Annotated in this window: 20 protein-coding genes; 18 read left to right on the top strand and 2 right to left on the bottom strand. The window is 69.4% G+C overall.

Features of this window, described 5'->3' with window-relative positions:
• Positions 1-18: 18 nt before the first annotated feature.
• Genes odhB through AC3A6X_RS00815 form a run of 4 tightly spaced genes read left to right on the top strand, consistent with a single transcriptional unit; the run spans position 19 to position 4476 of the window.
• The gene (gene odhB / locus AC3A6X_RS00830; protein WP_487840388.1) at positions 19-1293 is read left to right on the top strand and encodes a 2-oxoglutarate dehydrogenase complex dihydrolipoyllysine-residue succinyltransferase; all 1275 of its coding nucleotides are present in this window, start codon (positions 19-21) and stop codon (positions 1291-1293) included.
• Between the two features lie 9 nt (positions 1294-1302).
• A complete protein-coding gene (gene lpdA, locus AC3A6X_RS00825) occupies positions 1303-2733 on the top strand; it encodes a dihydrolipoyl dehydrogenase (protein WP_487840387.1) in 1431 nt (476 codons plus the stop codon).
• Positions 2734-2737: 4 nt separating this feature from the next.
• A complete protein-coding gene (gene zapE, locus AC3A6X_RS00820) occupies positions 2738-3835 on the top strand; it encodes a cell division protein ZapE (protein ID WP_487840386.1) in 1098 nt (365 codons plus the stop codon).
• Positions 3832-4476: a hypothetical protein gene (locus AC3A6X_RS00815; protein WP_487840385.1), complete on the top strand. Its 645-nt coding sequence runs from the start codon at positions 3832-3834 to the stop codon at positions 4474-4476. Before zapE ends, AC3A6X_RS00815 begins: the two co-directional genes overlap by 4 nt.
• A gap of 12 nt (positions 4477-4488) precedes the next feature.
• Here AC3A6X_RS00815 and AC3A6X_RS00810 read toward each other — a convergent pair whose 3' ends face one another.
• Entirely contained in the window at positions 4489-5313 is an 825-nt protein-coding gene (locus AC3A6X_RS00810) for a PP2C family protein-serine/threonine phosphatase (protein WP_309960924.1), read from the bottom strand.
• An 88-nt stretch (positions 5314-5401) separates the two neighbouring features.
• On the opposite strand from AC3A6X_RS00810, the gene AC3A6X_RS00805 reads away from it, so the two are divergent.
• The gene (locus tag AC3A6X_RS00805; RefSeq protein WP_487840384.1) at positions 5402-5608 is read left to right on the top strand and encodes a DUF465 domain-containing protein; all 207 of its coding nucleotides are present in this window, start codon (positions 5402-5404) and stop codon (positions 5606-5608) included.
• Positions 5608-7686 carry a DNA repair helicase YoaA gene (gene yoaA / locus AC3A6X_RS00800; protein WP_487840383.1) on the top strand — a complete coding sequence of 693 codons (2079 nt, stop codon included), beginning with the start codon at positions 5608-5610 and terminating at the stop codon, positions 7684-7686. The genes AC3A6X_RS00805 and yoaA overlap by 1 nt, the downstream gene beginning before the upstream one ends.
• Before the next feature lie 39 nt (positions 7687-7725).
• On the opposite strand, the gene AC3A6X_RS00795 is transcribed toward yoaA, so the two are convergent.
• Positions 7726-8535, bottom strand: coding sequence for an outer membrane protein assembly factor BamD (locus tag AC3A6X_RS00795; protein WP_309960930.1), 810 nt, complete (start codon positions 8533-8535; stop codon positions 7726-7728).
• 23 nt (positions 8536-8558) lie between these two features.
• Between AC3A6X_RS00795 and AC3A6X_RS00790 the strand changes: the two genes are divergently transcribed.
• The 12 genes from AC3A6X_RS00790 to der all read left to right on the top strand — a co-directional run bounded on the left by AC3A6X_RS00790 (position 8559) and on the right by der (position 21701).
• Positions 8559-9575, top strand: a complete 1017-nt coding sequence (locus AC3A6X_RS00790; protein WP_487841068.1) for an RluA family pseudouridine synthase — start codon at positions 8559-8561, stop codon at positions 9573-9575.
• A gap of 130 nt (positions 9576-9705) precedes the next feature.
• Complete coding sequence (gene scpB, locus AC3A6X_RS00785; RefSeq protein ID WP_487840382.1) at positions 9706-10587, top strand: SMC-Scp complex subunit ScpB; 882 nt, start codon at positions 9706-9708, stop codon at positions 10585-10587.
• Positions 10584-12395, top strand: a complete 1812-nt coding sequence (locus AC3A6X_RS00780; protein WP_487840381.1) for a pseudouridine synthase — start codon at positions 10584-10586, stop codon at positions 12393-12395. Before scpB ends, AC3A6X_RS00780 begins: the two co-directional genes overlap by 4 nt.
• Positions 12396-12545: 150 nt before the next feature.
• Positions 12546-12965 carry a nucleoside-diphosphate kinase gene (gene ndk / locus AC3A6X_RS00775; RefSeq protein ID WP_309960936.1) on the top strand — a complete coding sequence of 140 codons (420 nt, stop codon included), beginning with the start codon at positions 12546-12548 and terminating at the stop codon, positions 12963-12965.
• Between the two features lie 21 nt (positions 12966-12986).
• Entirely contained in the window at positions 12987-14135 is a 1149-nt protein-coding gene (rlmN, locus tag AC3A6X_RS00770; RefSeq protein WP_487840380.1) for a dual-specificity RNA methyltransferase RlmN, read from the top strand.
• Between the two features lie 4 nt (positions 14136-14139).
• Positions 14140-14970, top strand: a complete 831-nt coding sequence (gene pilW, locus AC3A6X_RS00765; RefSeq protein ID WP_487840379.1) for a type IV pilus biogenesis/stability protein PilW — start codon at positions 14140-14142, stop codon at positions 14968-14970.
• On the top strand, positions 14963-15886 hold the full coding sequence (locus tag AC3A6X_RS00760) for a RodZ domain-containing protein (protein ID WP_487840378.1): 924 nt from the start codon (positions 14963-14965) through the stop codon (positions 15884-15886). Before pilW ends, AC3A6X_RS00760 begins: the two co-directional genes overlap by 8 nt.
• Positions 15883-17178 carry a flavodoxin-dependent (E)-4-hydroxy-3-methylbut-2-enyl-diphosphate synthase gene (gene ispG, locus AC3A6X_RS00755; RefSeq protein ID WP_487840377.1) on the top strand — a complete coding sequence of 432 codons (1296 nt, stop codon included), beginning with the start codon at positions 15883-15885 and terminating at the stop codon, positions 17176-17178. Before AC3A6X_RS00760 ends, ispG begins: the two co-directional genes overlap by 4 nt.
• Before the next feature lie 12 nt (positions 17179-17190).
• Positions 17191-18501: a histidine--tRNA ligase gene (gene hisS, locus AC3A6X_RS00750; protein ID WP_487840376.1), complete on the top strand. Its 1311-nt coding sequence runs from the start codon at positions 17191-17193 to the stop codon at positions 18499-18501.
• A gap of 6 nt (positions 18502-18507) precedes the next feature.
• Positions 18508-19197, top strand: a complete 690-nt coding sequence (locus AC3A6X_RS00745; RefSeq protein ID WP_487840375.1) for a YfgM family protein — start codon at positions 18508-18510, stop codon at positions 19195-19197.
• Positions 19194-20339 (top strand): outer membrane protein assembly factor BamB, encoded by a 1146-nt coding sequence (gene bamB, locus AC3A6X_RS00740; protein WP_309960949.1) that lies wholly within the window; start codon positions 19194-19196, stop codon positions 20337-20339. The genes AC3A6X_RS00745 and bamB overlap by 4 nt, the downstream gene beginning before the upstream one ends.
• Before the next feature lie 18 nt (positions 20340-20357).
• Positions 20358-21701 (top strand): ribosome biogenesis GTPase Der, encoded by a 1344-nt coding sequence (gene der, locus AC3A6X_RS00735; protein ID WP_309960951.1) that lies wholly within the window; start codon positions 20358-20360, stop codon positions 21699-21701.
• Positions 21702-21766: the final 65 nt, after the last annotated feature.

Here is a 21766-nt window from a genome sequence, read left to right as displayed (position 1 = left end):
ACACGAAGCGGCTCAAAAATGTCCATCGTTGAAGTCAAAGTCCCCCAGTTGTCCGAGTCCGTGGCCGAGGCCACGATGCTGCAATGGAAGAAGAAGCCCGGCGAAGCGGTCGCCATCGATGAAATCCTGATCGAGATCGAGACCGACAAGGTCGTGCTGGAGGTGCCGGCACCTTCCGCCGGCGTGCTGGCCGAGATCGTCGCCGGCGACGGCGCTACGGTCGTGGCCGACCAGGTGATCGCCAAGATCGACACCGATGCCAAGGCGAGCGCGGCTGCGCCCGCTGCGGCACCGGCAGCACCTGCCGCCGCCGCGCCTGCACCCGCAGCGGCTGCCGCAGCCTCCGCCGCGGGCGGTTCCAAATCGGACGTCGCCATGCCGGCCGCGGCCAAGCTCCTGGCCGACAACAAGCTGACGACGGGCGATGTGAGCGGCACCGGCAAGGACGGCCGCGTCACCAAGGGCGACGTGCTGGCCGCGGTCGCGGGCGGCACCACCGCCAAGGTCGCCGCGCCGGTGGCCATCCCCACGGGCGCCCCCAAGACGACGCTGCCGCAAGTGGCGTCGCCCGCTGCCGCGCCGGACCTCGGCGATCGCCCGGAAGAACGCGTGCCGATGAGCCGCCTGCGCGCCCGCATCGCCGAGCGCCTGCTGCAGTCGCAATCGACCAATGCCATCCTGACCACCTTCAACGAGGTCAACATGGCGCCCGTCATGGAGATGCGCAAGCGCTTCCAGGAGAAGTTCGAGAAGGAGCACGGCGTCAAGATCGGCTTCATGAGCTTCTTCGTGAAGGCCGCGGTGCATGCGCTCAAGAAGTACCCGGTGCTCAACGCCTCGGTGGACGGCAACGACATCGTCTACCACGGCTACTTCGACATCGGCATCGCCGTCGGCTCGCCGCGCGGCCTGGTGGTGCCGATCCTGCGCAATGCCGACCAGATGAGCTTCGCCGACATCGAGAAGAAGATCGCCGAGTACGGCGCGAAGGCGCGCGACGGCAAGCTGGGCATCGAAGAGATGACCGGCGGCACCTTCTCCATCTCCAACGGCGGCGTGTTCGGCTCGATGCTGTCGACGCCCATCATCAACCCGCCGCAGTCGGCCATCCTCGGCGTGCATGCGACCAAGGACCGTGCCGTGGTGGAGAACGGCCAGGTCGTGGTGCGGCCGATGAACTACCTCGCGATGTCCTATGACCACCGCATCATCGACGGCCGCGAGGCCGTGCTGGGCCTGGTCGCCATGAAGGAGGCGCTCGAAGATCCCGCTCGCCTGCTGTTCGACATCTAAGGAGACCCGATGTCCAACAAGCAATTCGACGTCATCGTCATCGGTGGCGGCCCCGGCGGCTACGTCGCGGCCATCCGCGCGGCGCAGCTCGGCTTCAACGTTGCCTGCATCGACGAGTGGAAGAACGCCAAGGGCGGCCCCGCGCTGGGCGGCACCTGCACCAACATCGGCTGCATTCCCTCGAAGGCGCTGCTGCAGTCCTCCGAGCATTTCGAGCATGCCGGCAAGCACTTCGCCGACCACGGCATCAAGGTCGAAGGCCTGGGGCTCGACATCGACAAGATGCTGGGCCGCAAGGACGCGGTGGTGAAGCAGAACAATGAAGGCATCACCTACCTGTTCAAGAAGAACAAGATCACCTTCTTCCATGGCCGCGGCTCCTTCGCGAAGGCATCGGACGCGGGCTACGAGCTCAAGGTGACGGGCGCGGCCGAGGAGTCGATCGAGGCCAAGCACGTCATCGTCGCGACCGGCTCCAACGCGCGCGCGTTGCCGGGCGCCGACTTCGACGAGGAGAACATCCTCTCGAACGACGGTGCGCTGCGCATCCCCGGCGTGCCGAAGAAGCTGGGCCTGATCGGCTCGGGCGTGATCGGCCTCGAGATGGGCTCGGTCTGGCGCCGCCTCGGCTCGGAAGTCACGGTGCTCGAAGCGCTGCCGACCTTCCTGGGCGCGGTGGACGAGCAGATCGCCAAGGAGGCGCAGAAGGCCTTCGTCAAGCAGGGCCTGAAGATCGAGCTGGGCGTGAAGGTCGGCGAGGTCAAGACCGGCAAGAAGGGTGTCTCCGTCGCCTGGACCAACGCCAAGGGCGAGGCGCAGACGCTCGAGGTCGACAAGCTGATCGTCTCGATCGGCCGCGTGCCCAACACCATCGGCCTCAACCCCGAGGCGGTGGGCCTGAAGCTCGACGAGCGCGGCGCCATCGTGGTCGACGACGAATGCCGCACCAGCCTGCCCAACGTGTGGGCCATCGGCGACGTGGTGCGCGGCCCGATGCTGGCGCACAAGGCCGAGGAAGAGGGCGTGGCGGTGGCCGAGCGCATCGCGGGCCAGCATGGCCACGTGAACTTCAACACCATCCCGTGGGTGATCTACACCTCGCCCGAGATCGCCTGGGTCGGCCAGACCGAGCAACAGCTCAAGGCCGAGGGCCGCGCCTACAAGGCCGGCACCTTCCCCTTCCTGGCCAACGGGCGCGCCCGGGCGCTGGGCGATACGACGGGCATGGTCAAGTTCCTGGCCGACGCGGCGACGGACGAGATCCTCGGCGTTCACATCGTCGGGCCGATGGCCAGCGAGCTGATCTCCGAGGCCGTGGTGGCGATGGAGTTCAAGGCCAGCGCCGAGGACATCGCGCGCATCTGCCACGCGCATCCTTCGCTCTCGGAAGCGACGAAGGAAGCGGCGCTTGCAGTCGACAAGCGCACGCTCAACTTCTGACCCCTTGAGCGTCAAACAGGCCTACGAAGCGGAGCTGGTTGCGCGGGGGTTCCAGAGCGACCCAGCGCAGCTGCGCGCCGTGGAGGCGCTCGACCGCTGCGCCGGCGAATGGGCGGAGTACAAGGCGCAGCGCTCCAACGCCCTCAAGAAGCTGATCAACCGGCCCGAGATCCCGCGCGGCGTCTACATGTACGGCGGGGTGGGGCGCGGCAAGAGCTTCCTGATGGATTGCTTCTTCAACGCCGTGCCGCTGCGACGCAAGACCCGCCTGCACTTCCATGAGTTCATGCGCGAGGTACACCGCGAGCTGGCCGATCTGCAGGGCACGGTCAACCCGCTGGAGGAGCTCGGGCGCCGCATCGCCAAGCGCTACAAGCTGATCTGCTTCGACGAGTTCCATGTCGCCGACATCACCGACGCGATGATCCTGCACCGGCTGCTGACGGCGCTGTTCGACAACGACGTGGGATTCATCACCACCTCGAACTTCAGGCCCGACGATCTCTATCCGGGCGGCCTGCACCGCGACCGCATCCTGCCGGCCATCGAGCTGCTCAAGCAGCGCCTGGAGGTGGTCAACGTCGACAACGGCACCGACTACCGCCGCCGCACGCTGGAACAGGTCAAGCTCTACCTCACGCCCAACGGTGCGGCGGCCGACAAGGAGATGCGCCACGCCTTCGAGCGGCTCGCCGAGAGCGCCGACGAGAACCCAGTGCTGCACATCGAGGCGCGCGAGATCCATGCGCGGCGCAAGGCGGGGGGCGTGGTCTGGTTCGATTTCAAGACCTTGTGCGGCGGCCCGCGCTCGCAGAACGACTACCTCGAGATCGCGAGCCAGTTCCACACCGTGCTGCTGTCCGACGTGCCCCACATGCCGGTGCGCATGGCCTCCGAAGCACGCCGTTTCACATGGCTGGTCGACGTGTTCTACGATCGGCGCGTGAAACTCATCATGTCGGCCGAGGTTCCCCCCGAGGCCTTGTACACCGAAGGGCCCCTGGCCCACGAATTCCCGCGCACCGTGTCCAGGCTCAACGAGATGCAGTCGGCCGAGTTCCTCGCCCTGGAGCGTCGCGTCGTCGACACCCGCCTCACATGAAGAAACTGTTTGTCTGCCTGTTGATCGGCCTCGGCGCCGCGCCGCTGTGGGCGCAGAGCACTGCCACCACCGGCACCATGGATTTCGAGGCCGAGCGCGCGCGCCTGGCGCAGGAACGGAAGGCCATCGAGGAGCGCTTCGCCACCGAGCAGGCCGCGTGCTACCAGAAGTTTGCGGTCGAGGGCTGCCTGGAAGAAAGCCGCCGCCGCCGCCGCGCTGGCACCGAGAACATCAAGCGCCAGGAGGCGGCGATGAACGACATCGAGCGCAAGCGCCGCGGCGCGGCCGAGCTCGACAGGCTCGAGCAGAAGAAGGCGGGCCCGCGCCCGCAGGACACTCCGGCGGAGCAGGAAAAGGCGCAGAAGTCGCAGCAGGAACGCGAGCAGCGCTCCGCTGACCATGCCCAGGATCGCGCCCGCATGGCCTCCGAGGCGGCCGAGAAGCAGCGCCAGTTCGAAGAGAAGCAGCGGGCCCATGCCGAGGAGCAGGCCAAGGCCGCGAACCGGCGGGCCGAGGCGCCTGCCAATCGCGAAGCCCACGAGCGCAAGCTGGAGAAGGCGGAAAAACATCGCGCCGAACGCGAGCGGCGCAACGCCGAGAACACCAAGCCGCGCTCGGCGCCGCTGCCGACGCCGCCCTGAAGGGGGCCTGGCTCAGGCCGCGTTCGGCTCTTCCACCTCTTGCGGCTCGGGCAGGGCTTCCAGCTTGAGGATGGCCAGGGAGATGTTGTCGCCGGTCCCGCGCGCGCGCCGGCGCGCCTCCGACACCAGCAGCTCCGCGGCGACGCGCGGCGGCTGCTCGGCCAGCACCCGGCCCATTTCCTCGGGCTTGAAGTAGTGCCACAGCCCGTCGCTGCAGGCCATCAGCAGATCGTCGGGCTCGAGCTTGGGGACGAAATGGATGTCGACCGGTGGCGGGGTGGACTTCATGCCCAGGCAGCCGAGCAGGATGTTGCTCTGCGGGTGGACGTTGGCGTCCTCCTCGCTGATCTCGCCGCGGTCTACCAGCGCCTGCACGTAGGAGTGGTCCTTGGTGCGCTTGACCAGCTGCCCGCGCCGGAAGTGGTAGATGCGCGAGTCGCCGGCGTGGATCCAGGCGCAGTCGCCCTCGGGGTTCATCAGGAAGGCAGCCAGGGTGCTGTGCGGTTCCTGCTCGCTGGACAGCGCGGTCAGCTTGATGACGGTGTTGGCGTCCTCCAGCAACTGCCGCAGCACATGCACTGCCTCGTCCCGTCCCGGCTTGTAGCGCGCGAACAGCTGGCGGGCCGTCATCAGCACCTGGTCCGAGGCCTTGCGCCCGCCGCTGCGGCCGCCCATGCCGTCGGCGACCACGCCGATCACGCAGCCCGCCGCGCGCGGGTGGTTCATCACCAAAACCTGGTCCTGCTGGTAGGGACGGTCCCCCTTGTGAAGGCCGGTGGCGGCTGCGAGTCGAAAGCCTCGGGTCTGGGGCGCGGCTGCGTCGGCGGAGTCCTGCATGGGGTCTGGCGAGTGGAACGAGGACGTACATTATCGAGTCAACCCGAGCGAAGCCGGAGAGCACTCCGTCACGTCTTTGCGTCATCCCTTGGACTCCAATCTCCATTCTTTCTCCCGCCAGCTGATCGAACTGCGCATCGAACATGCTGACCTGGATGCCACCATCGACCGGCTGGCCGAGGTCATCGAGCTGCGCGACGAGCTGCTGCTGCGCCGGCTGAAGAAGAAGCGCCTGGCCCTGCGCGACCGCATCGTGCGGCTGGAGTGCCTGCTCGACCCCCAAGAGCCTGCCTGATGACGACCGTGGATTGGCCCGAAGACTTCGAGGCGGACGCGGCCTCCGTCGAGCCGGACCGCGCGCCGCGGGAAAGCGGCCACCTGGCGGCCGAAGTCCAGGCCGCCTTCGCCCAGGACGGCGTGCTCTCGCAGGCCGCCGAGCAATTCCGCGAACGCGAGGGCCAGACCCAGATGGCGCTGGCCGTGGCCCGCGCCATCGACCAGGGCGGCGTGCTGGTGGTGGAGGCCGGCACCGGCGTCGGCAAGACCTTCTCGTACCTGGTGCCGGCCCTGCTGAGCGGGGAGCGGGTGCTGCTGTCGACCGCCACCAAGACCCTGCAGGATCAGCTCTTCGGCCGCGACCTGCCGCGGCTGGTCGAGGCGCTGGGCCTGCCGCTGCGCACCGCGCTGCTCAAGGGCCGCGCCAGCTACCTGTGCCTGCACCGGCTCGACCAGGCGCGCCACGACGCCTCCCTGCCCGAGCGCAGCAGCCTGCGCACGCTGGCAAAGATCGAGCAATGGTCCAAGGCCACGCGCACCGGCGACCTGGCCGAGCTGCCGGGCCTGGACGAGCGCTCGCCGCTGATCCCGCTGGTCACTTCCACCCGCGAGAACTGCCTCGGCGCCCAGTGCCCGCAGTTCAAGCCCTGCCATGTGAACCTGGCCCGCCGAGAGGCCATGGCGGCCGATGTGGTGGTCATCAACCACCACCTCTTCTTCGCCGACCTGGCGGTGCGCGAATCGGGCATGGCGGAGCTGCTCCCGAGCGTGCGCGTGGTGGTGTTCGACGAGGCCCACCAGCTCAACGAGACCGGCGTGCAGTTTCTCGGCGTGCAGCTGGGCAGCGGGCAGGCGCTGGACTTCGCGCGCGACATGCTCGCGGCCGGCCTGCAGCACGCGCGCGGCCTGGTCGACTGGCAGCAGCTGGTCGCCGCGACCGAGCGCGGCGCCCGGGAACTGCGGCTGGTGGTCGGCAAGCAATGGCCGGGGGCCAAGCTGCGCTGGGCCGGCCCGGCACCGGAAGGCGTTCCGGCCGATGCGTGGCAGGAGGCGCTCGACGCGCTGAAGCACGCCTTCGCCGAGGCGGCCCGCGGGCTGGACACGGTGAGCGAGCTCTCGCCCGATTTCGTGCGGCTGCACGAGCGCGCCGAACAGTTCGCCGAGCGTGCGGCGCGCTTCGCCAAGCCCTGCGCGCCGGAATCGGTGCGCTGGGTGGACGTGGGCACGCAGCTGCGGCTGGTCGAGTCGCCGCTCGACATCGCGGAAGCGGTGCGCACGCGGGTGCTCAAGACCGGCCAGGGGGGCGCGCAGGAGCAGGGCCGCGCCTGGGTCTTCACCTCGGCCACGCTGGGCGACGACCCGAAGCTGCGCTGGTTCACCGAGCCCTGCGGCCTGGAGGACGCCGAGGTGCTGCGCGTGCACAGCCCCTTCGACTACGCGCGCCAGGCGGCGCTCTACGTCCCGCGTGCCTTTCCCAAGCCCAACGACCCGGCGCACAGCGCGCAGGTCGCCCGGCTCGCCGCGCAGGGCGCGGCCGTGCTGGGCGGGCGAACGCTGGTGCTGACGACCACGCTGCGCGCCCTGCGCACCATCGGCGACGCCATGCGCCAGCACTTCGAGCCCATGGACGCCTCACGCAGGCCCGAGGTGCTGGTGCAGGGCGAGCTGCCCAAGCGGGTGTTGATGGAGCGCTTCCGCGAGGGGGCAGCCCACGGGCGCGCGGGCTGCGTGCTGGTGGCATCGGCCTCGTTCTGGGAGGGCTTCGATGCGCCCGGCGACGCCCTGCAGCTGGTGGTGATCGACAAGCTGCCATTTCCGCCGCCCAACGATCCGCTGGTCGAGGCGCGCTCGCAGCGCCTCGAATCGCAGGGCCGCAGCGCCTTCGGCGACTACTCGCTGCCGGAGGCGGCGGTGTCGCTCAAGCAGGGTGCCGGCCGGCTGATCCGGCGCGAGACCGACCGCGGCGTGCTGGCCATCTGCGACACCCGGCTCGCGACCATGGGCTACGGGCGCCGGCTTCTGGCCGCCTTGCCGCCGATGCGGCGGCTGGAGGACGAGGGCGCCTTCGAGGCCGCGCTGCTCGAACTCACGCGCTGAAACAAAAAAAGGCCCGGATCGGGCCTTTTTCTCGTTGCGTTACCAGAGCTTCCACCAGGGGTCGTCCTTGCCGCGGAAGCCGCGCGACAGGTACTCGCTCTGGGGGTAGTTGGTGGTCAGCACGCGCTTGGCGTCGTCGCGCAGGTCCGTCATGCCGAGCGCATCGTAGGACTGGACCATGATGTAGAGCGCCTCTTCGAGCGCCGGCACTTCGCGGTAGTCCGCCAGCGCGAGCTGCGCGCGGTTGATGGCCGCCAGGTAGGCGCCGCGCGTGTAGTAGTAGCGCGCCACATGCACCTCGTACTGGGCCAGCGAGTTCACGATGTAGTTCATGCGCTGACGCGCATCGGGCGTGTAGCGCGACTCGGGGAAGCGGTTGACCAGCTCCTTGAAAGACTCGAAGGATTCCTTGGCCGCCTTCTGGTCGCGCTCCGACAGGTCCTGGCGCGTCAGCCAGCCGAACATGCCGAGGTCGTCGTTGAAGTTGATCACGCCCTTGAGGTAGATCGCGTAGTCCATCGCCGGGCTGGCCGGGTGCAGCTTCATGAAGCGGTCGAGGGTCGCGATGGCGGCCGCCTTCTCGCCGGACTTGTATTGGGCAAAGGCCTTGTCCAGCTGCGCCTGTTGGGCGAGCGGGGTGCCGGCGGCGCGGCCTTCGAGCTTCTCGAACAGGGGCACGGCCTTGTCGTAGGCGCCGGAGCTCGCTTCTTCCTTGGCTTCGGAGTAGATGCGATTGGGACTCCAGTTCGCGGTCTTGTCGACCGAGGTCGACGAGCAGCCGGCCATCAGCCATGCGGCCGAGCACAAGGCCAGCCAGGCGGGGACAACCGATAATTTGACGCGACGCATTACATCAGGCTTTCGTGAAAACAGTGCCTTCAATTATATCGGCCACCCCCCTGGGCGAACTTCCGGACGGAGCCGAGCACGACGACGGCGCCGAGCCCCATGAGCCCAGCGAGACCCGCAGCTTCCTCATTCACGAGGCGCAGCACGGGCAGCGGCTGGACCGCGCGCTGGCCGCGCTGGTGCCCGAGTTCTCGCGCAGCTACCTGCAGCAGCTGATCGAGGCCGGCGCGGTCGAGCTCCAGCACCGCGTGGTGACCAAGGCCGCCGCCACGGTCCATGCCGGCGAGATCGGCAGCATCGAGCTGCGGCCCACGCCACAGAGCCAGGCCTTCAAGCCCGAGCGCATGCCGATCACGGTGGTGCACGAGGACGAGCACTTGCGCATCATCGACAAGCCGGCGGGCCTGGTGGTCCACCCCGCGCCGGGCCACTGGAGCGGCACGCTGCTCAACGGCCTGCTGGCGCTGGACCCGCGCGCCGCGCTGCTGCCTCGCGCGGGCATCGTGCACCGGCTGGACCGCGACACCAGCGGGCTGATGGTGGTGGCGCGCAGCCGCGCCGCGATGGATGCGCTGGTGGCGCTGATCGCCGCCCGCGACGTCAAGCGCCAGTACCTCGCGCTGGCGCATCGCGGCTGGCAGGGCGCCGCCGCGCGCCACGTCGACGCCGCGATCGGGCGCGACCCCCGCAACCGGCTGCGCATGGCCGTGGTCGACCTCGAGCGGCACCCGGGCAAGCCCGCGCGCACGCTGGTCGAGTCGCTGGACAGCAACGAGCAGGGCTGCGCCGTGCGCTGCACGCTGGAGACCGGGCGCACTCACCAGATCCGCGTCCACATGGCCTCCATCGGCCATCCGCTGGTGGGTGACACGCTCTATGGCGGGGCCGCCGCGGCAGGCTTGGAGCGGCAGGCCCTGCATGCCTTCAGGCTCGCCTTCGTGCATCCCGTCACGGGCGCGCCCATGGAGTTCCTGGCTGCCCCGCCGCCCGATCTGGTGCAGGCTATGCAGGCCTGGGGGCTGGATTACAATCGCGCCTGACGGCCCCGAGGGCCGCGCCGGCGACCCGATGCCGGCTTCGCTGTCCATCGCCTGAGTGCCGGCAGCGCCTTCTTCCATCCTTCTGAAAAACAAGCGTCTGCAAGGCGCCTTTTCCCGGATACCGCGAACCATGAATACGGCGGATGCCAAGCGCATTCTCGAAACCGCCTTGATCTGTTCGACCCAGCCCCTGCCGGTGCGCGAACTGCGCGTGCTGTTCGACGACGAGCTGGGCGCCGACACGATCAAGACGCTTTTGCACGAACTGCAGGAAGACTGGTCGCAGCGCGGCCTGGAGCTCGTGAGCGTGGCCAACGGCTGGCGCTTCCAGAGCCGACCCGAGCTGCGCGACCACCTCGATCGCCTGCACCCCGAAAAGCCGCCGCGCTACACGCGCGCCGCGCTCGAGACGCTGGCGATCATCGCCTACCGTCAGCCGGTCACCCGTGGCGACATGGAAGACATCCGTGGCGTGACCATCAACTCCTTGATCCTGAAGCAGCTCGAAGACCGCAACTGGGTCGAGGTGATCGGCCACCGCGAGACCGTGGGCCGTCCGGCGCTCTATGCGACCACCCGCCAGTTCCTCGACGATCTCGGCCTGGAGTCGCTCGACCAGCTGCCGGTGATCGAGACGCCGGCCCAGCAGGCCGGGCTGGTCAATGCCCTGGCGGAGGCCGCCGACCGGCAGCCCGGCCTGCCGATCGACGAGCCTGCGCCTGCGGTCGTTGAAGCAGGGCCTGAGCCTGAGGCCTCCGCGGACCCGGTCCCCGAGCCTGCTGACGCGCCTGCGCCCCAGGCGGAGGTTGAAGCCCAGTCAGAGCCCGAAGTCCAGGCCGCCGATCCCCGCGTCCCCGAAGCGCCTCCCGAACCCGCGCTCGACGACCCCGCGCAGGTCGTGGCCGCCGGCCCCGAGCCCGAGCCCGAGCTCCAATCCTCGTTTACCCCCACACCCGACGTCGAGGCCGACGAGGAAGACGCCCCCGCTGTTCGTTCCGGAACCCGACCATGAGCCCATCCCATCCTGAAGACGCAGCGATGCTGCCGGCCGCACCCGTGTCCGAAGAAGAGGCGGCAGTCTTGCCCGCGCAGCCGACCGAAGACAATGCGCAGCCCGCGGGCGAAGCAGCGGGCGAAGCAGCGGGCGAGGCGCCGCGCAAGCGCCGGCCGCGCCGCCGCAAGCCGGCCGACCCGGCACCGGAGACGGTGGCCGAGGAGGCCGCGACGCCTGAGGCAGTGGCCGAGGAAGCCGCAGCGCCCGAGGCAGTGGCCGAGGAAGCCGCGACGCCTGAGGTGGTCGTCGAGACTGCCGAGGTGCCTGCCGCGCCCGTTGCACCGGCACCGATCGAACCGGTCGCGCTGGTCGAGCCGACCGAGGCCCAGGCGCCGGTTGTCGCCCAAGCAGAGGAAGAAGAGCGCGCAGAGCGCGAAGAGGACGAAGAGGAAGAGCCGGACGAGGAGGAAGACGACCTCGACCGCGCCCGCCGTGCCGCCGAGCGCGAGCAGCGCAACGCGCCGCCGCCCGAGCCGATCCGCTTTGTCGATGTCGTCTCCGGCCAGTTCGACGCCGACGAGGACAGCCCGGAAGTGCCCCCGCTCAAGCGCGTGCTGCTGCCCGAAGCCGACTCGCCCAAGCTGCACAAGGTGCTGGCGCAGGCCGGGCTGGGCTCGCGGCTGGAGATGGAGCAGCTCATCCTCCAGGGCCGCATCTCGGTCAACAACGAGCCGGCCCACATCGGCCAGCGCATCCAGTTCGGCGACCAGGTCAAGCTCAACGGCAAGCCGATCCGCTACCGCATCGCGCCGCCGCCGGCGCGCGTGATCGCCTATCACAAGCCGGTCGGCGAGGTCGTCACGCACGACGATCCGCAGAACCGTCCCACCGTGTTCCGCAAGCTGCCGCGCCTCCCGCAGGGCAAGTGGCAGTCGGTCGGGCGCCTCGACCTCAACACCGAGGGCCTGCTGCTCTTCACCAGCTCGGGCGAGCTGGCCAACCAGCTGATGCATCCGCGCTTCGGCCTGGAACGCGAGTACGCGGTCCGGGTGCTGGGGGCGCTGAGCAACGACGAGAAGCAGCGCCTGCTCGAAGGCGTGCGCCTCGACGACGGCATGGCGCACTTCGGCACCATCGAGGATGGCGGCGGCGAAGGCTCGAACTGCTGGTACCGCGTCACCATCTCCGAAGGCCGCAACCGCGAGGTGCGCCGCCTCTTCGAGTCGGTGGGCCATGCGGTCAGCCGGCTGATCCGCATCCGCTACGGCGCCATGGTGCTGCCGCGCGGCCTCAAGCGCGGCGCCTGGATGGAGCTGGACGAGCGCGACATCCGCGCGCTGTTCCAGGCGGTGGGCGCCGAGCGTCCCGCGCGCGGCCCTGGCCCAAAGAACGTTGGCCAGGAAGGCGGCGGCCGCAACAACCGCAACCGCAAGCGCCGCGGCAACCGCAACGGCGGTGGCGGCGGCGCGCAGGCCGAGGGCCGCGAGCCGCCGATCCCGAATCCGCTGACCAGCGGGCCCGGTGCCCGTGGCCGCGGCGGCAACGGCGGCATGCCGCAAGGGCAACGGGGGCAGGGACCGGGCCAGGGCCAGGGACGCGGCAACCGCCAGGGCGGCAAGCGCGACGACCGGGCGCCGGGCGGCGGCGGCGGCAACCAGCCCGATCCGATGAAGACCTCGCTGGGCTACATCGGCGCCGACAGCTTCTCGCGCCAGCGCAAGGAGCAGCGCTCGGGCCCGCGGCGCGGCGGCGGGGGAGGCCCCTCCGGCGGCAACTTCGGCGGGCAGGGCGGCGGGCAAGGCGGCGGTCGCCGCCGCGGCCGCTGAATCCCGCGATCGACCGCAGCCTGTTCACCCGCCCGTCACGGGTGGTGATGCCCGCGCCGGTTAAAATCAGAGGCTTTGTCAAGGGAGCGCAGCGTGTCGCTGCGGCTTGACGGAACTCATCGAAATCCAAGCACTCAAGAAAGCACTTCAATGGCCATCGAACGCACCCTCTCCATCATCAAGCCCGACGCCGTGGCGAAGAACGTCATCGGCAAGATCGTCTCCCGCTTCGAGGCCGCCGGCCTCAAGATCATCGCCGCCAAGCTGGTGCAACTGTCGCAGGCCGACGCCGAGCAGTTCTACGCCGTGCACAAGGAGCGCCCCTTCTTCAAGGACCTGGTCAGCTTCATGATCTCGGGCCCCGTGTTCGTGCAGGCCCTCGAGGGCGAGGACGCCATCACCAAGAACCGCGACCTGATGGGCGCCACCGACCCGAAGAAGGCCGCCCCCGGCACCATCCGCGCCGACTTCGCGGACAGCATCGACGCCAACGCCGTCCACGGTTCGGACGCCGTCGAAACCGCGAAGGTCGAAATCGCCTTCTTCTTCCCCGAGCTCAAGGCCCGCTGAGGCGGAGCCTTCCCCCGCGCAATGACCACGGCCAACCTGCTCGACTTCGATCTCGAGGGGCTGGCCGCGTTCTGCGAAAAGCTCGGCGAGAAGCGCTTCCGCGCCACCCAGCTGTTCCGCTGGATCCACCAGCGCGGCGCGAGCGACTTCGCGCAGATGACCGACCTCGCGAAGTCGCTGCGTGAAAAGCTCGCGGGCAGCGCGCGCGTCGAGGCTCTGCCGGTCCTCACGCAGCAGGAATCGGCCGACGGCACCATCAAGTGGCTGTTCGACGTCGGCGACGGCAATGCGGTCGAGGCCGTGTTCATCCCCGAGGACGACCGCGGCACGCTGTGCGTGTCCTCGCAGGCCGGTTGCGCCGTGGGCTGCCGCTTCTGCTCCACCGGCCATCAGGGCTTCAGCCGCAACCTGAGCACCGGCGAGATCGTGGCCCAGCTGTGGTTCGCCGAGCACTTCCTGCGCAAGCACCTGAAGCGCGACGAACGCGTGATCTCCAACGTCGTGATGATGGGCATGGGCGAGCCCCTGCAGAACTATGCGGCGCTGGTGCCGGCCCTGCGCACCATGCTCGACGACAACGCCTACGGGCTGTCGCGCCGGCGGGTAACGGTGTCGACCTCCGGCGTGGTGCCCATGATCGACCGGCTCGGTGCCGATTGCCCGGTGGCGCTGGCCGTGTCGCTTCATGCGCCCAACGATGCGCTGCGCGACGACCTGGTGCCGCTCAACCGCAAATACCCCCTGGTTGAGCTGCTGGAAGCCTGCCAGCGCTACCTGGCGCATGCGCCGCGCGACTTCATCACCTTCGAGTACTGCATGCTCGACGGCGTGAACGACCAGCCCGAGCATGCACGCCAGCTGGTCGAGCTGGTGCGCTCGCAGGGCATCTCCTGCAAATTCAACCTGATCCCCTTCAACCCCTTCCCGGCCTCCGGACTGCTGCGCTCGCCGCAGCCGCGCGTGCTCGCCTTCGCCAAGCTCCTGAGCGAAGCCGGCATCGTGACCACGGTGCGCAAGACCCGCGGCGACGACATCGACGCGGCATGCGGCCAGCTGGCCGGCGACGTGAAGGACCGTACCAACGCCGCCCAGCGCATGGCGCAGCGGCGCACCGTGGTGCTGCACCCGGCGCGCAAGAAAACCGCCCCTTCAACCGCCCAGGAGCGATGAACCGATGATCAAGGCCCCTTCGACCGCGCAGCAGCGGATGATGCAAGCGCTCTTCGGTGTTGCGGCGGCAGTCCTGCTCGCCGCCTGCGCCACCAAGGATGCCGGCGTGCCCAGCACGGCCGGTAACGCTGCCGGCATCATGACGGACTCGGACGAAGGCAATGCCCGCAAGCGCGCCCGCCTGCGCATCGAGCTGGCCGTCGGCTACTTCGAGCAGGGGCAGCCCACGGTCGCGCTGGACGAAATCAAGCAGGCGCTGGCCGCCGATCCGAACTTCGCTGACGCCTACAACCTGCGCGGCCTGGTCTACATGCGCCTGGACGATGCCGGCCTGGCCGAGGACAGCTTCCGCCGCGCGATCGCGCTGAACCCGCGCGACGCCAACGCGCTGCACAACTACGGCTGGCTTCTGTGCCAGCAGAACCGCTTCGGCGATGCGCAGCAGCAGTTCTCGGCGGCCCTGGCCATTCCCAGCTACGGCGACCGCGCCAAGACGCTGATGACGCAGGGCGTGTGCCAGGTGCGCGCCGGCCAGCGTACCGAGGCCGAGCGCAGCCTGACGCAGGCCTACGAGCTCGACGCCGGCAACCCGGTGATCGGCTACAACCTGGCTTCGCTGCTGGCGCAGCGCGAGGACTGGTCGCGTGCGCAGTTCTATATCCGCCGCATCAACAACGGCCCCTCGGCCAGCGCCGAGACGCTGTGGCTGGGCATCAAGGTCGAGCGCCGGCTCAACAACCGCGATGCGGTCACCCAGCTCGCCGGCCAGCTGCAGCGGCGCTTCCCCCAATCGCGCGAGGCTGGTGCCTATGAGCGCGGCAACTTCAATGATTGAGAAGGCGAGCGAGTTCGGGGCCTCCGCTGCGGTACCCCTGATGTCCGGCGACAGCACCCACATGAGCGCCGGGGACATGCTGCGCCAGGCGCGCGAGGCGCACGGCCTGCACCTCGACATGGTCGCCGCCGCGCTCAAGGTGACGCCGCAGAAGCTGGCCGCGCTGGAGTCCGACGACATCGAGGCCTTGCCCGATCCGGTGTTTGCGCGCGCGCTGGCCGCCAGCGTGTGCCGCGCGCTGCGCATCGATCCCGCGCCGGTGCTGGCCAAGCTGCCCGGCGCGCAGCCCGCGGGCCTGGCGCAGGCCGACCGCACCATGAGCAAGGCCCTGCCTTCGCAAGTGCGCGCCGGCAGCGCGTCGAGCGGCCTTCCGTCGCGTGCGCTGCTGACGGTGGTGGTGCTCCTGCTGGTCGGCGCGGCGGTGCTGTTCTGGCTGCCGCAATCGATCTTCGACCGCGTCGGCGAGGCGATCTCGCAGATCACGAACCGTGGCGAGACGAGCGAGGCTTCCGCGCCCGCGTCACAGGCACCCGCAACGCCGGGCCAGGCCGGCAGTGTCGTCGAGGCGGTTCAGCCCGCGGTCCCGCTTGCAGCAGCCCCTTCCCCGGCGACCCCGGCGGTGCCGGCGCCCGCTGCGGCGACACCGGCGGTCCAGGCCCCGGCGAGCACCGGCGCGGACCTGATCGTCTTCGCCGCGCGCGAGGACTCGTGGATCACGGTGAACGATTCCACCGGCAAATCCCTGCTGCGCCGCACGGTGCAGGCCGGCGAAACCGTCGGCCTGAGCGGCGCCTTGCCGCTGTCGGTGGTTGTCGGCCGTGCTTCGGGCGTTGACGTGCAGGTGCGCGGCAAGGCCTTCGACCTGAAGCCGGTAACGCGCGGCGGCGGTGTGGCCCGTTTCGAGGTGAAGCCATGAACGATGACACGGTGATGGAACAGAAATGCCCCCCCATCGAGTCGGCCGCGCCGCGCGCGCGCCGCTCCCGCCAGGCCAGCGTGGTCTGGGGCCCCCGCACGGTCACCGTCGGCGGCGACGCGCCGGTGCGGGTGCAGTCGATGACCAACACCGACACGGTGGACGCCATCGGCACCGCGATCCAGGTCAAGGAGCTCGCGGAGGCCGGCTCGGAGATGGTGCGCATCACCGTCAACACGCCCGAGGCCGCGGCGCAGGTGCCCTACATCCGCGAGCAGCTCGACCGCATGGGTGTCGACGTGCCGCTGATCGGCGACTTTCATTACAACGGCCACCGCCTGCTGACCGACTTCCCGGCCTGCGCCGAGGCGCTCAGCAAGTACCGCATCAATCCCGGCAACGTGGGCAAGGGCGACAAGCGCGACCGCCAGTTCGGCCAGATGATCGACGCCGCCATGCGCTGGAACAAGCCGGTGCGCATCGGCGTGAACTGGGGCAGCCTTGACCAGGAGCTGCTGGCGAGCCTGATGGATGTGAACAGCCGCCGTGCCGAGCCCTGGGACGCCAAGCAGGTGATGTACGAAGCGCTGGTCAGCTCGGCCATCGGTTCGGCGCAGCTCGCCGAATCGATGGGCATGGCGGGCAGCCAGATCATCCTGAGCTGCAAGGTGAGCGGCGTGCAGGACCTGATTTCGGTCTACCGCGAGCTGGCCAAGCGCTGCGACTACGCGCTGCACCTGGGCCTCACCGAGGCCGGCATGGGCACCAAGGGCACGGTGGCCTCGGCGACCGCGCTGTCGATCCTGCTGCAGGAAGGCATCGGCGACACCATCCGCGTCTCGCTCACGCCGCAGCCCGGCGAATCGCGCACGCAGGAAGTGGTGATTTCCAATGAAATCCTGCAGGCCCTCGGCCTGCGCGTGTTCGTGCCCAGCGTCACCGCCTGCCCCGGCTGCGGGCGCACCACCAGCACCACTTTCCAGGAACTGGCCAAGCAGATCGACGACTACCTGCGCATGCAGATGCCGGTCTGGCGCACCAAGTATCCGGGGGTCGAGACGATGAAGGTGGCCGTCATGGGCTGCATCGTGAACGGCCCCGGCGAGAGCAAGCATGCCGACATCGGCATCAGCCTGCCCGGCACCGGCGAAGCGCCGGCCGCGCCCGTCTTCATCGATGGCGAGAAGGCGCTCACGCTGCGTGGCGAGAACATCGCCGCCGAGTTCCATCAACTGGTCGAAAACTACGTCGAGAAACGCTTCGGCGGCGCGCCTGCTGCGCAACCCGCCTGAGCGATCACCCCCATGGCTGACAAACTGAATGCCGTCAAAGGCATGAACGACACCTTGCCGCCGGAATCGGCGCGCTGGGAATGGCTCGAGGGCGTCGTGCGCGAGCTGATGTCGCGCTACGCCTACCGCAATGTCCGCACGCCGATCCTGGAGCACACCGCGCTGTTCGTGCGCGGCATCGGCGAGGTCACGGACATCGTCGAGAAGGAGATGTACTCCTTCCACGACCGCTCCGACAAGTACGGCGACAACGACCATTTGACGCTGCGGCCCGAGAACACCGCCGGCATCGTGCGCGCCGCGATCGAGCACAACATGCTCTACGACGGCGGCAAGCGCCTGTGGGCCATCGGCCCGATGTTCCGGCGCGAGAAGCCGCAACGCGGGCGCTTCCGCCAGTTCCACCAGATCGACGTCGAGGCGCTGGGCTTCGCCGGGCCGGACGTCGATGCCGAGCTGGTCCTCTTGGCCAGCGCGCTGTGGAAGGCCATCGGCCTGACCGACGTGCGCCTGGAGATCAACAGCCTGGGCCAGCCGGCCGAGCGCGCGCAGCACCGGGCCCAACTCGTCGCGCACTTCGAGGCGCATGCCGACCAGCTCGACGAGGACGCCAGGCGCCGCTTGCACAGCAATCCGCTGCGCATCCTCGACACCAAGAATCCCGCGATGAAGGCGATGGTGGAAGCGGCGCCGAAGCTGATCGACTTTCTCGGCGCCGAATCGCTGGCGCACTTCGACGGGCTGAAGGCCATCCTCGATGCCAACGGCATCGCCTACACCGTCAATCCGCGCCTGGTGCGCGGGCTCGACTACTACAACCTCAGTGTCTTCGAGTTCGTGACCGACCGGTTGGGCTCGCAGGGCACGGTGTGCGCCGGCGGGCGCTACGACGGCCTGTTCGAGCAGCTCGGCGGCAAGCCCGCGCCCGCGGTGGGCTGGGCCATCGGCGTGGAGCGCGTGCTCGAGCTGGTGAAGGAGCAGCGCACCGCGATCCCCGCGCCGACGCCCGACGCCTATGCGGTGGTGCCCGACGCGGCCGCGATGCCGGTCGCGCTGCGCACGCTGCAGCAGCTGCGCGAGGCCGGCGTGCGGGTGCAGATGCATGCGGCCACGGCCGACGGCATGGGCAGCTTCAAGTCGCAGTTCAAGAAGGCCGACAGCAGCGGCGCGACCTATGCGCTGATCTTCGGCGCCGACGAACTGGCGCGTGGCGAGCTCACTGTGAAGGCGCTGCGCGACGGCACCGGGGCCCAGATCGCCCGCCCGCTGGTTGATCCGGCCGCCTGGGCCGCCACCCTACAATCCCCGGCTCCCAACAACTGACAGCGCATGGCCACCCATCTCGATCTCGAAGAACAGGAACAGCTCGACCAGCTCAAGCATTTCTGGAACACCTACGGCACGCTGATCACCTGGGTCGTGGTGCTGGCGGCCGGCGCCTTCCTGGCCTGGACCGGCTGGCAGTACTGGCAGCGCGAGCAGTCGGCCCGCGCATCGGCGCTCTACGACGAGCTCGAGCGCGGCGCGCAGGCCGGCGACACGGCGCGTGTCGAGCGCGCACTCGCCGACATGAAGAGCAAGTTCGCCGGCACCGCCTATGCCCAGCAGGGCGGGCTGCTGGCCGCCCGCGTGCTGCACGAGAAGGGCAATGCCGAGGCCTCGCGCGCGGCGCTCGCTTGGGTCGCGGAGCACGGCGAAGACGCCGGCTACCAGGCCGTCGCCCGGCTGCGCCTCGCCAGCGAGCTGCTGGAGGCCAAGTCCTACGACGAGGCGCTCAAGCAGCTCTCGGGCAGCATGCCCAAGGAATTCGAGGCCCTCGCGGCCGACCGCAAGGGCGACATCTACATGACCCAAGGCAAGCGCGAAGAGGCCAAGGCCGAGTACCGCAAGGCCTGGACCGCCTTCCCGCCGGGCAACGAGTACCGCCGCTTGGTCGAGATCAAGCTCAACGCGGTCGGCGTCGATCCCAAGAGCCTGGCTCCGGCCGGCACCGCATCTCCCGCCAAGACCACACCATGAATTTCAGCCAGCGTTCGATGCTTCCTGCCTCCCTCCTGCGCGCCGGGGCTGCCGCGCTCGTCGTCGCCGCGCTCGCGGCCTGCTCCGGCACGCCCAAGCCCAAGCCGGCCGAGCTGGCGCCCAACCAGGCGGTGCTTGGCGTGCGGCAGGCCTGGAACATCCGCATCCCGAAGGTGGAGTTCCCGCTTACCACCGACGTGAGCGGCGACATGGTGACGGTGGCCGGCAGCGACGGCACGGTGGTCATGATCGACGCCCGCTCGGGCCAGGAGTCCTGGCGCGCCAGCGTGGGCACGCCGCTGTCGGCCGGCGTGGGCAGCGACGGCTCGCTGGTGGCCGTCATCACCACAGGCAATGAGCTCGTCGCGCTGCAGGGCGGCAAGGTGCTGTGGCGCCAGCGGCTCCCGGCCCAGTCGTTCACTGCGCCGCTGGTGGCCGGCCGCCGCGTCTTCGTGCAGACCGCGGACCGCACCACCAGCGCCTGGGACGGCCAGACCGGCCGTCGCCTGTGGTCGCAGACGCGCACCGCCGAGAACCTGGTGCTGAAGCGCTCCGGCGTGCTGATCGCCGTCGGCGACACGCTGGTGGCCGGCGTCGGCGGCCGGCTGGTCGGCATCAACCCGGCCAACGGCACCTCGCGCTGGGAATCGCCGATCGCCGCGCCGCGCGGCACCAATGACGTGGAGCGCCTGGTCGACCTGACCGGCAGCGTGAGCCGCGTCGGCGACTCCGTCTGCGCGCGCGCCTACTACGCCAGCGTCGGCTGCGTCGACACCTCGCGCGGCACGCTGCTGTGGAGCAAGCCGGCCAACGGCGCCGACGGCATCGCGGGCGACGACCGCTTCATCTACGGCACCGAGGAGAACGGCAACGTGGTGGCCTGGCGCCGCAACGACGGCGAACGCGCCTGGCAGATCGACCGCTTCAAATACCGCGTGCTGACTTCGCCGCTGGCAGTGGGGCGCTCGCTCGTCATCGGCGACAGCACGGGCCTCGTGCACGTGATCTCGCGCGAGGACGGCGCGCCGCTCAATCGCCTGACGCCCGACGGCTCGGCCATCGCCGCGGCGCCCGTGCTCTCGGGCAACACGGTCGTGGTCGTCACGCGCAACGGCGGCGTCTTCGGCTTTCGGCCTGAATAACGCAGCGAGCGCTCGACCATGAAACCCGTCATTGCGCTGGTCGGGCGCCCCAACGTCGGCAAGTCGACGCTGTTCAACCGCCTGACCCAGACGCGCGACGCCATCGTTGCCGACTTCGCCGGCCTCACGCGCGACCGCCACTACGGCAACGGCCGCCAGGGCCCGCACGAGTTCATCGTCATCGACACCGGCGGCTTCGAGCCGGACGCGGGCAGCGGCATCTTCAAGGAGATGGCCAAGCAGACCCGTCAGGCCGTGGCCGAAGCCGACGTCGTGATCTTCGTGGTCGATGCGCGCGAGGGGGTGTCGGCGCAGGACCACGACATTGCCAACGAGCTGCGCCGCCTCGGCAAGCCCTGTGTGCTGGCGGCCAACAAGGCCGAAGGCATGAAGGACAACGCGCGGCTCGCCGAGTTCTACGAGTTGGGCTTCGGCGAGGTGCACGGCGTCTCGGCCGCGCACGGGCAGGGCATCCGCGGCCTGGTCGAGCTTGCGCTCGAGCCGCTGGCGCTGCCTGAGCCGGACGACGAGGACGAGGAAGACGACGTCAACAAGCCGATCAAGCTGGCCGTCGCGGGCCGGCCCAACGCGGGCAAGTCCACCCTCATCAACACCTGGCTCGGCGAGGAGCGGCTGGTCGCCTTCGACTTGCCCGGCACCACGCGCGACGCGATCTCGGTGCCCTTCGAGCGCAACGGCCAGCGCTTCGAGCTGATCGACACGGCGGGTCTCCGGCGCAAGGGCAAGGTGTTCGAGGCGATCGAGAAGTTCTCGGTGGTCAAGACGCTGCAGGCCATCGAGTCGGCCAACGTGGTGCTGCTGCTCATCGACGCCACCCTGGGCGTGACCGACCAGGACGCCCACATCGCCGGCTACATCCTGGAGAGCGGTCGCGCGGTGGTGATCGCGATCAACAAGTGGGACGCGGTCGACAGCTACCAGCGCGAGCAGATTCAGCGCCAGATCGAGACCCGGCTGGCATTCCTGAAGTTCGCCTCGCTGCACTTCATCTCGGCCACCCGGCGCCAGGGCCTGGGCCCGCTGTGGCAGGCCATTGCGCAGGCCCACAAGTCCGCCACCCGCAAGATGTCGACGCCGGTGCTCACGCGCCTGCTGCTGGAGGCCGTGCAGTTCCAGACGCCCAAGAAGTCCGGCATGTTCCGCCCCAAGTTGCGCTATGCGCATCAGGGCGGCATGAACCCGCCTGTGATCGTCATCCACGGCAACTCGCTGGAGCATGTCACCGAGGCCTATCGGCGCTTTCTCGAGGGGCGCTTCCGCAAGGAGTTCGACCTGGTCGGCACGCCCTTGCGCATCGAGTTCAAGACTTCGCACAATCCGTACGCCGACAAGGAAGGCTGAGAGGCTGTGAGTGGGTGCAGCGCGTGCCGCATTCTGGGGCGGGCCGGGCGGCGCGAGCAGTGCCG

This window comes from Variovorax sp. Soil_C_12 (assembly GCF_057657375.1).
This window is presented reverse-complemented; position numbering and strand designations above follow the sequence as displayed.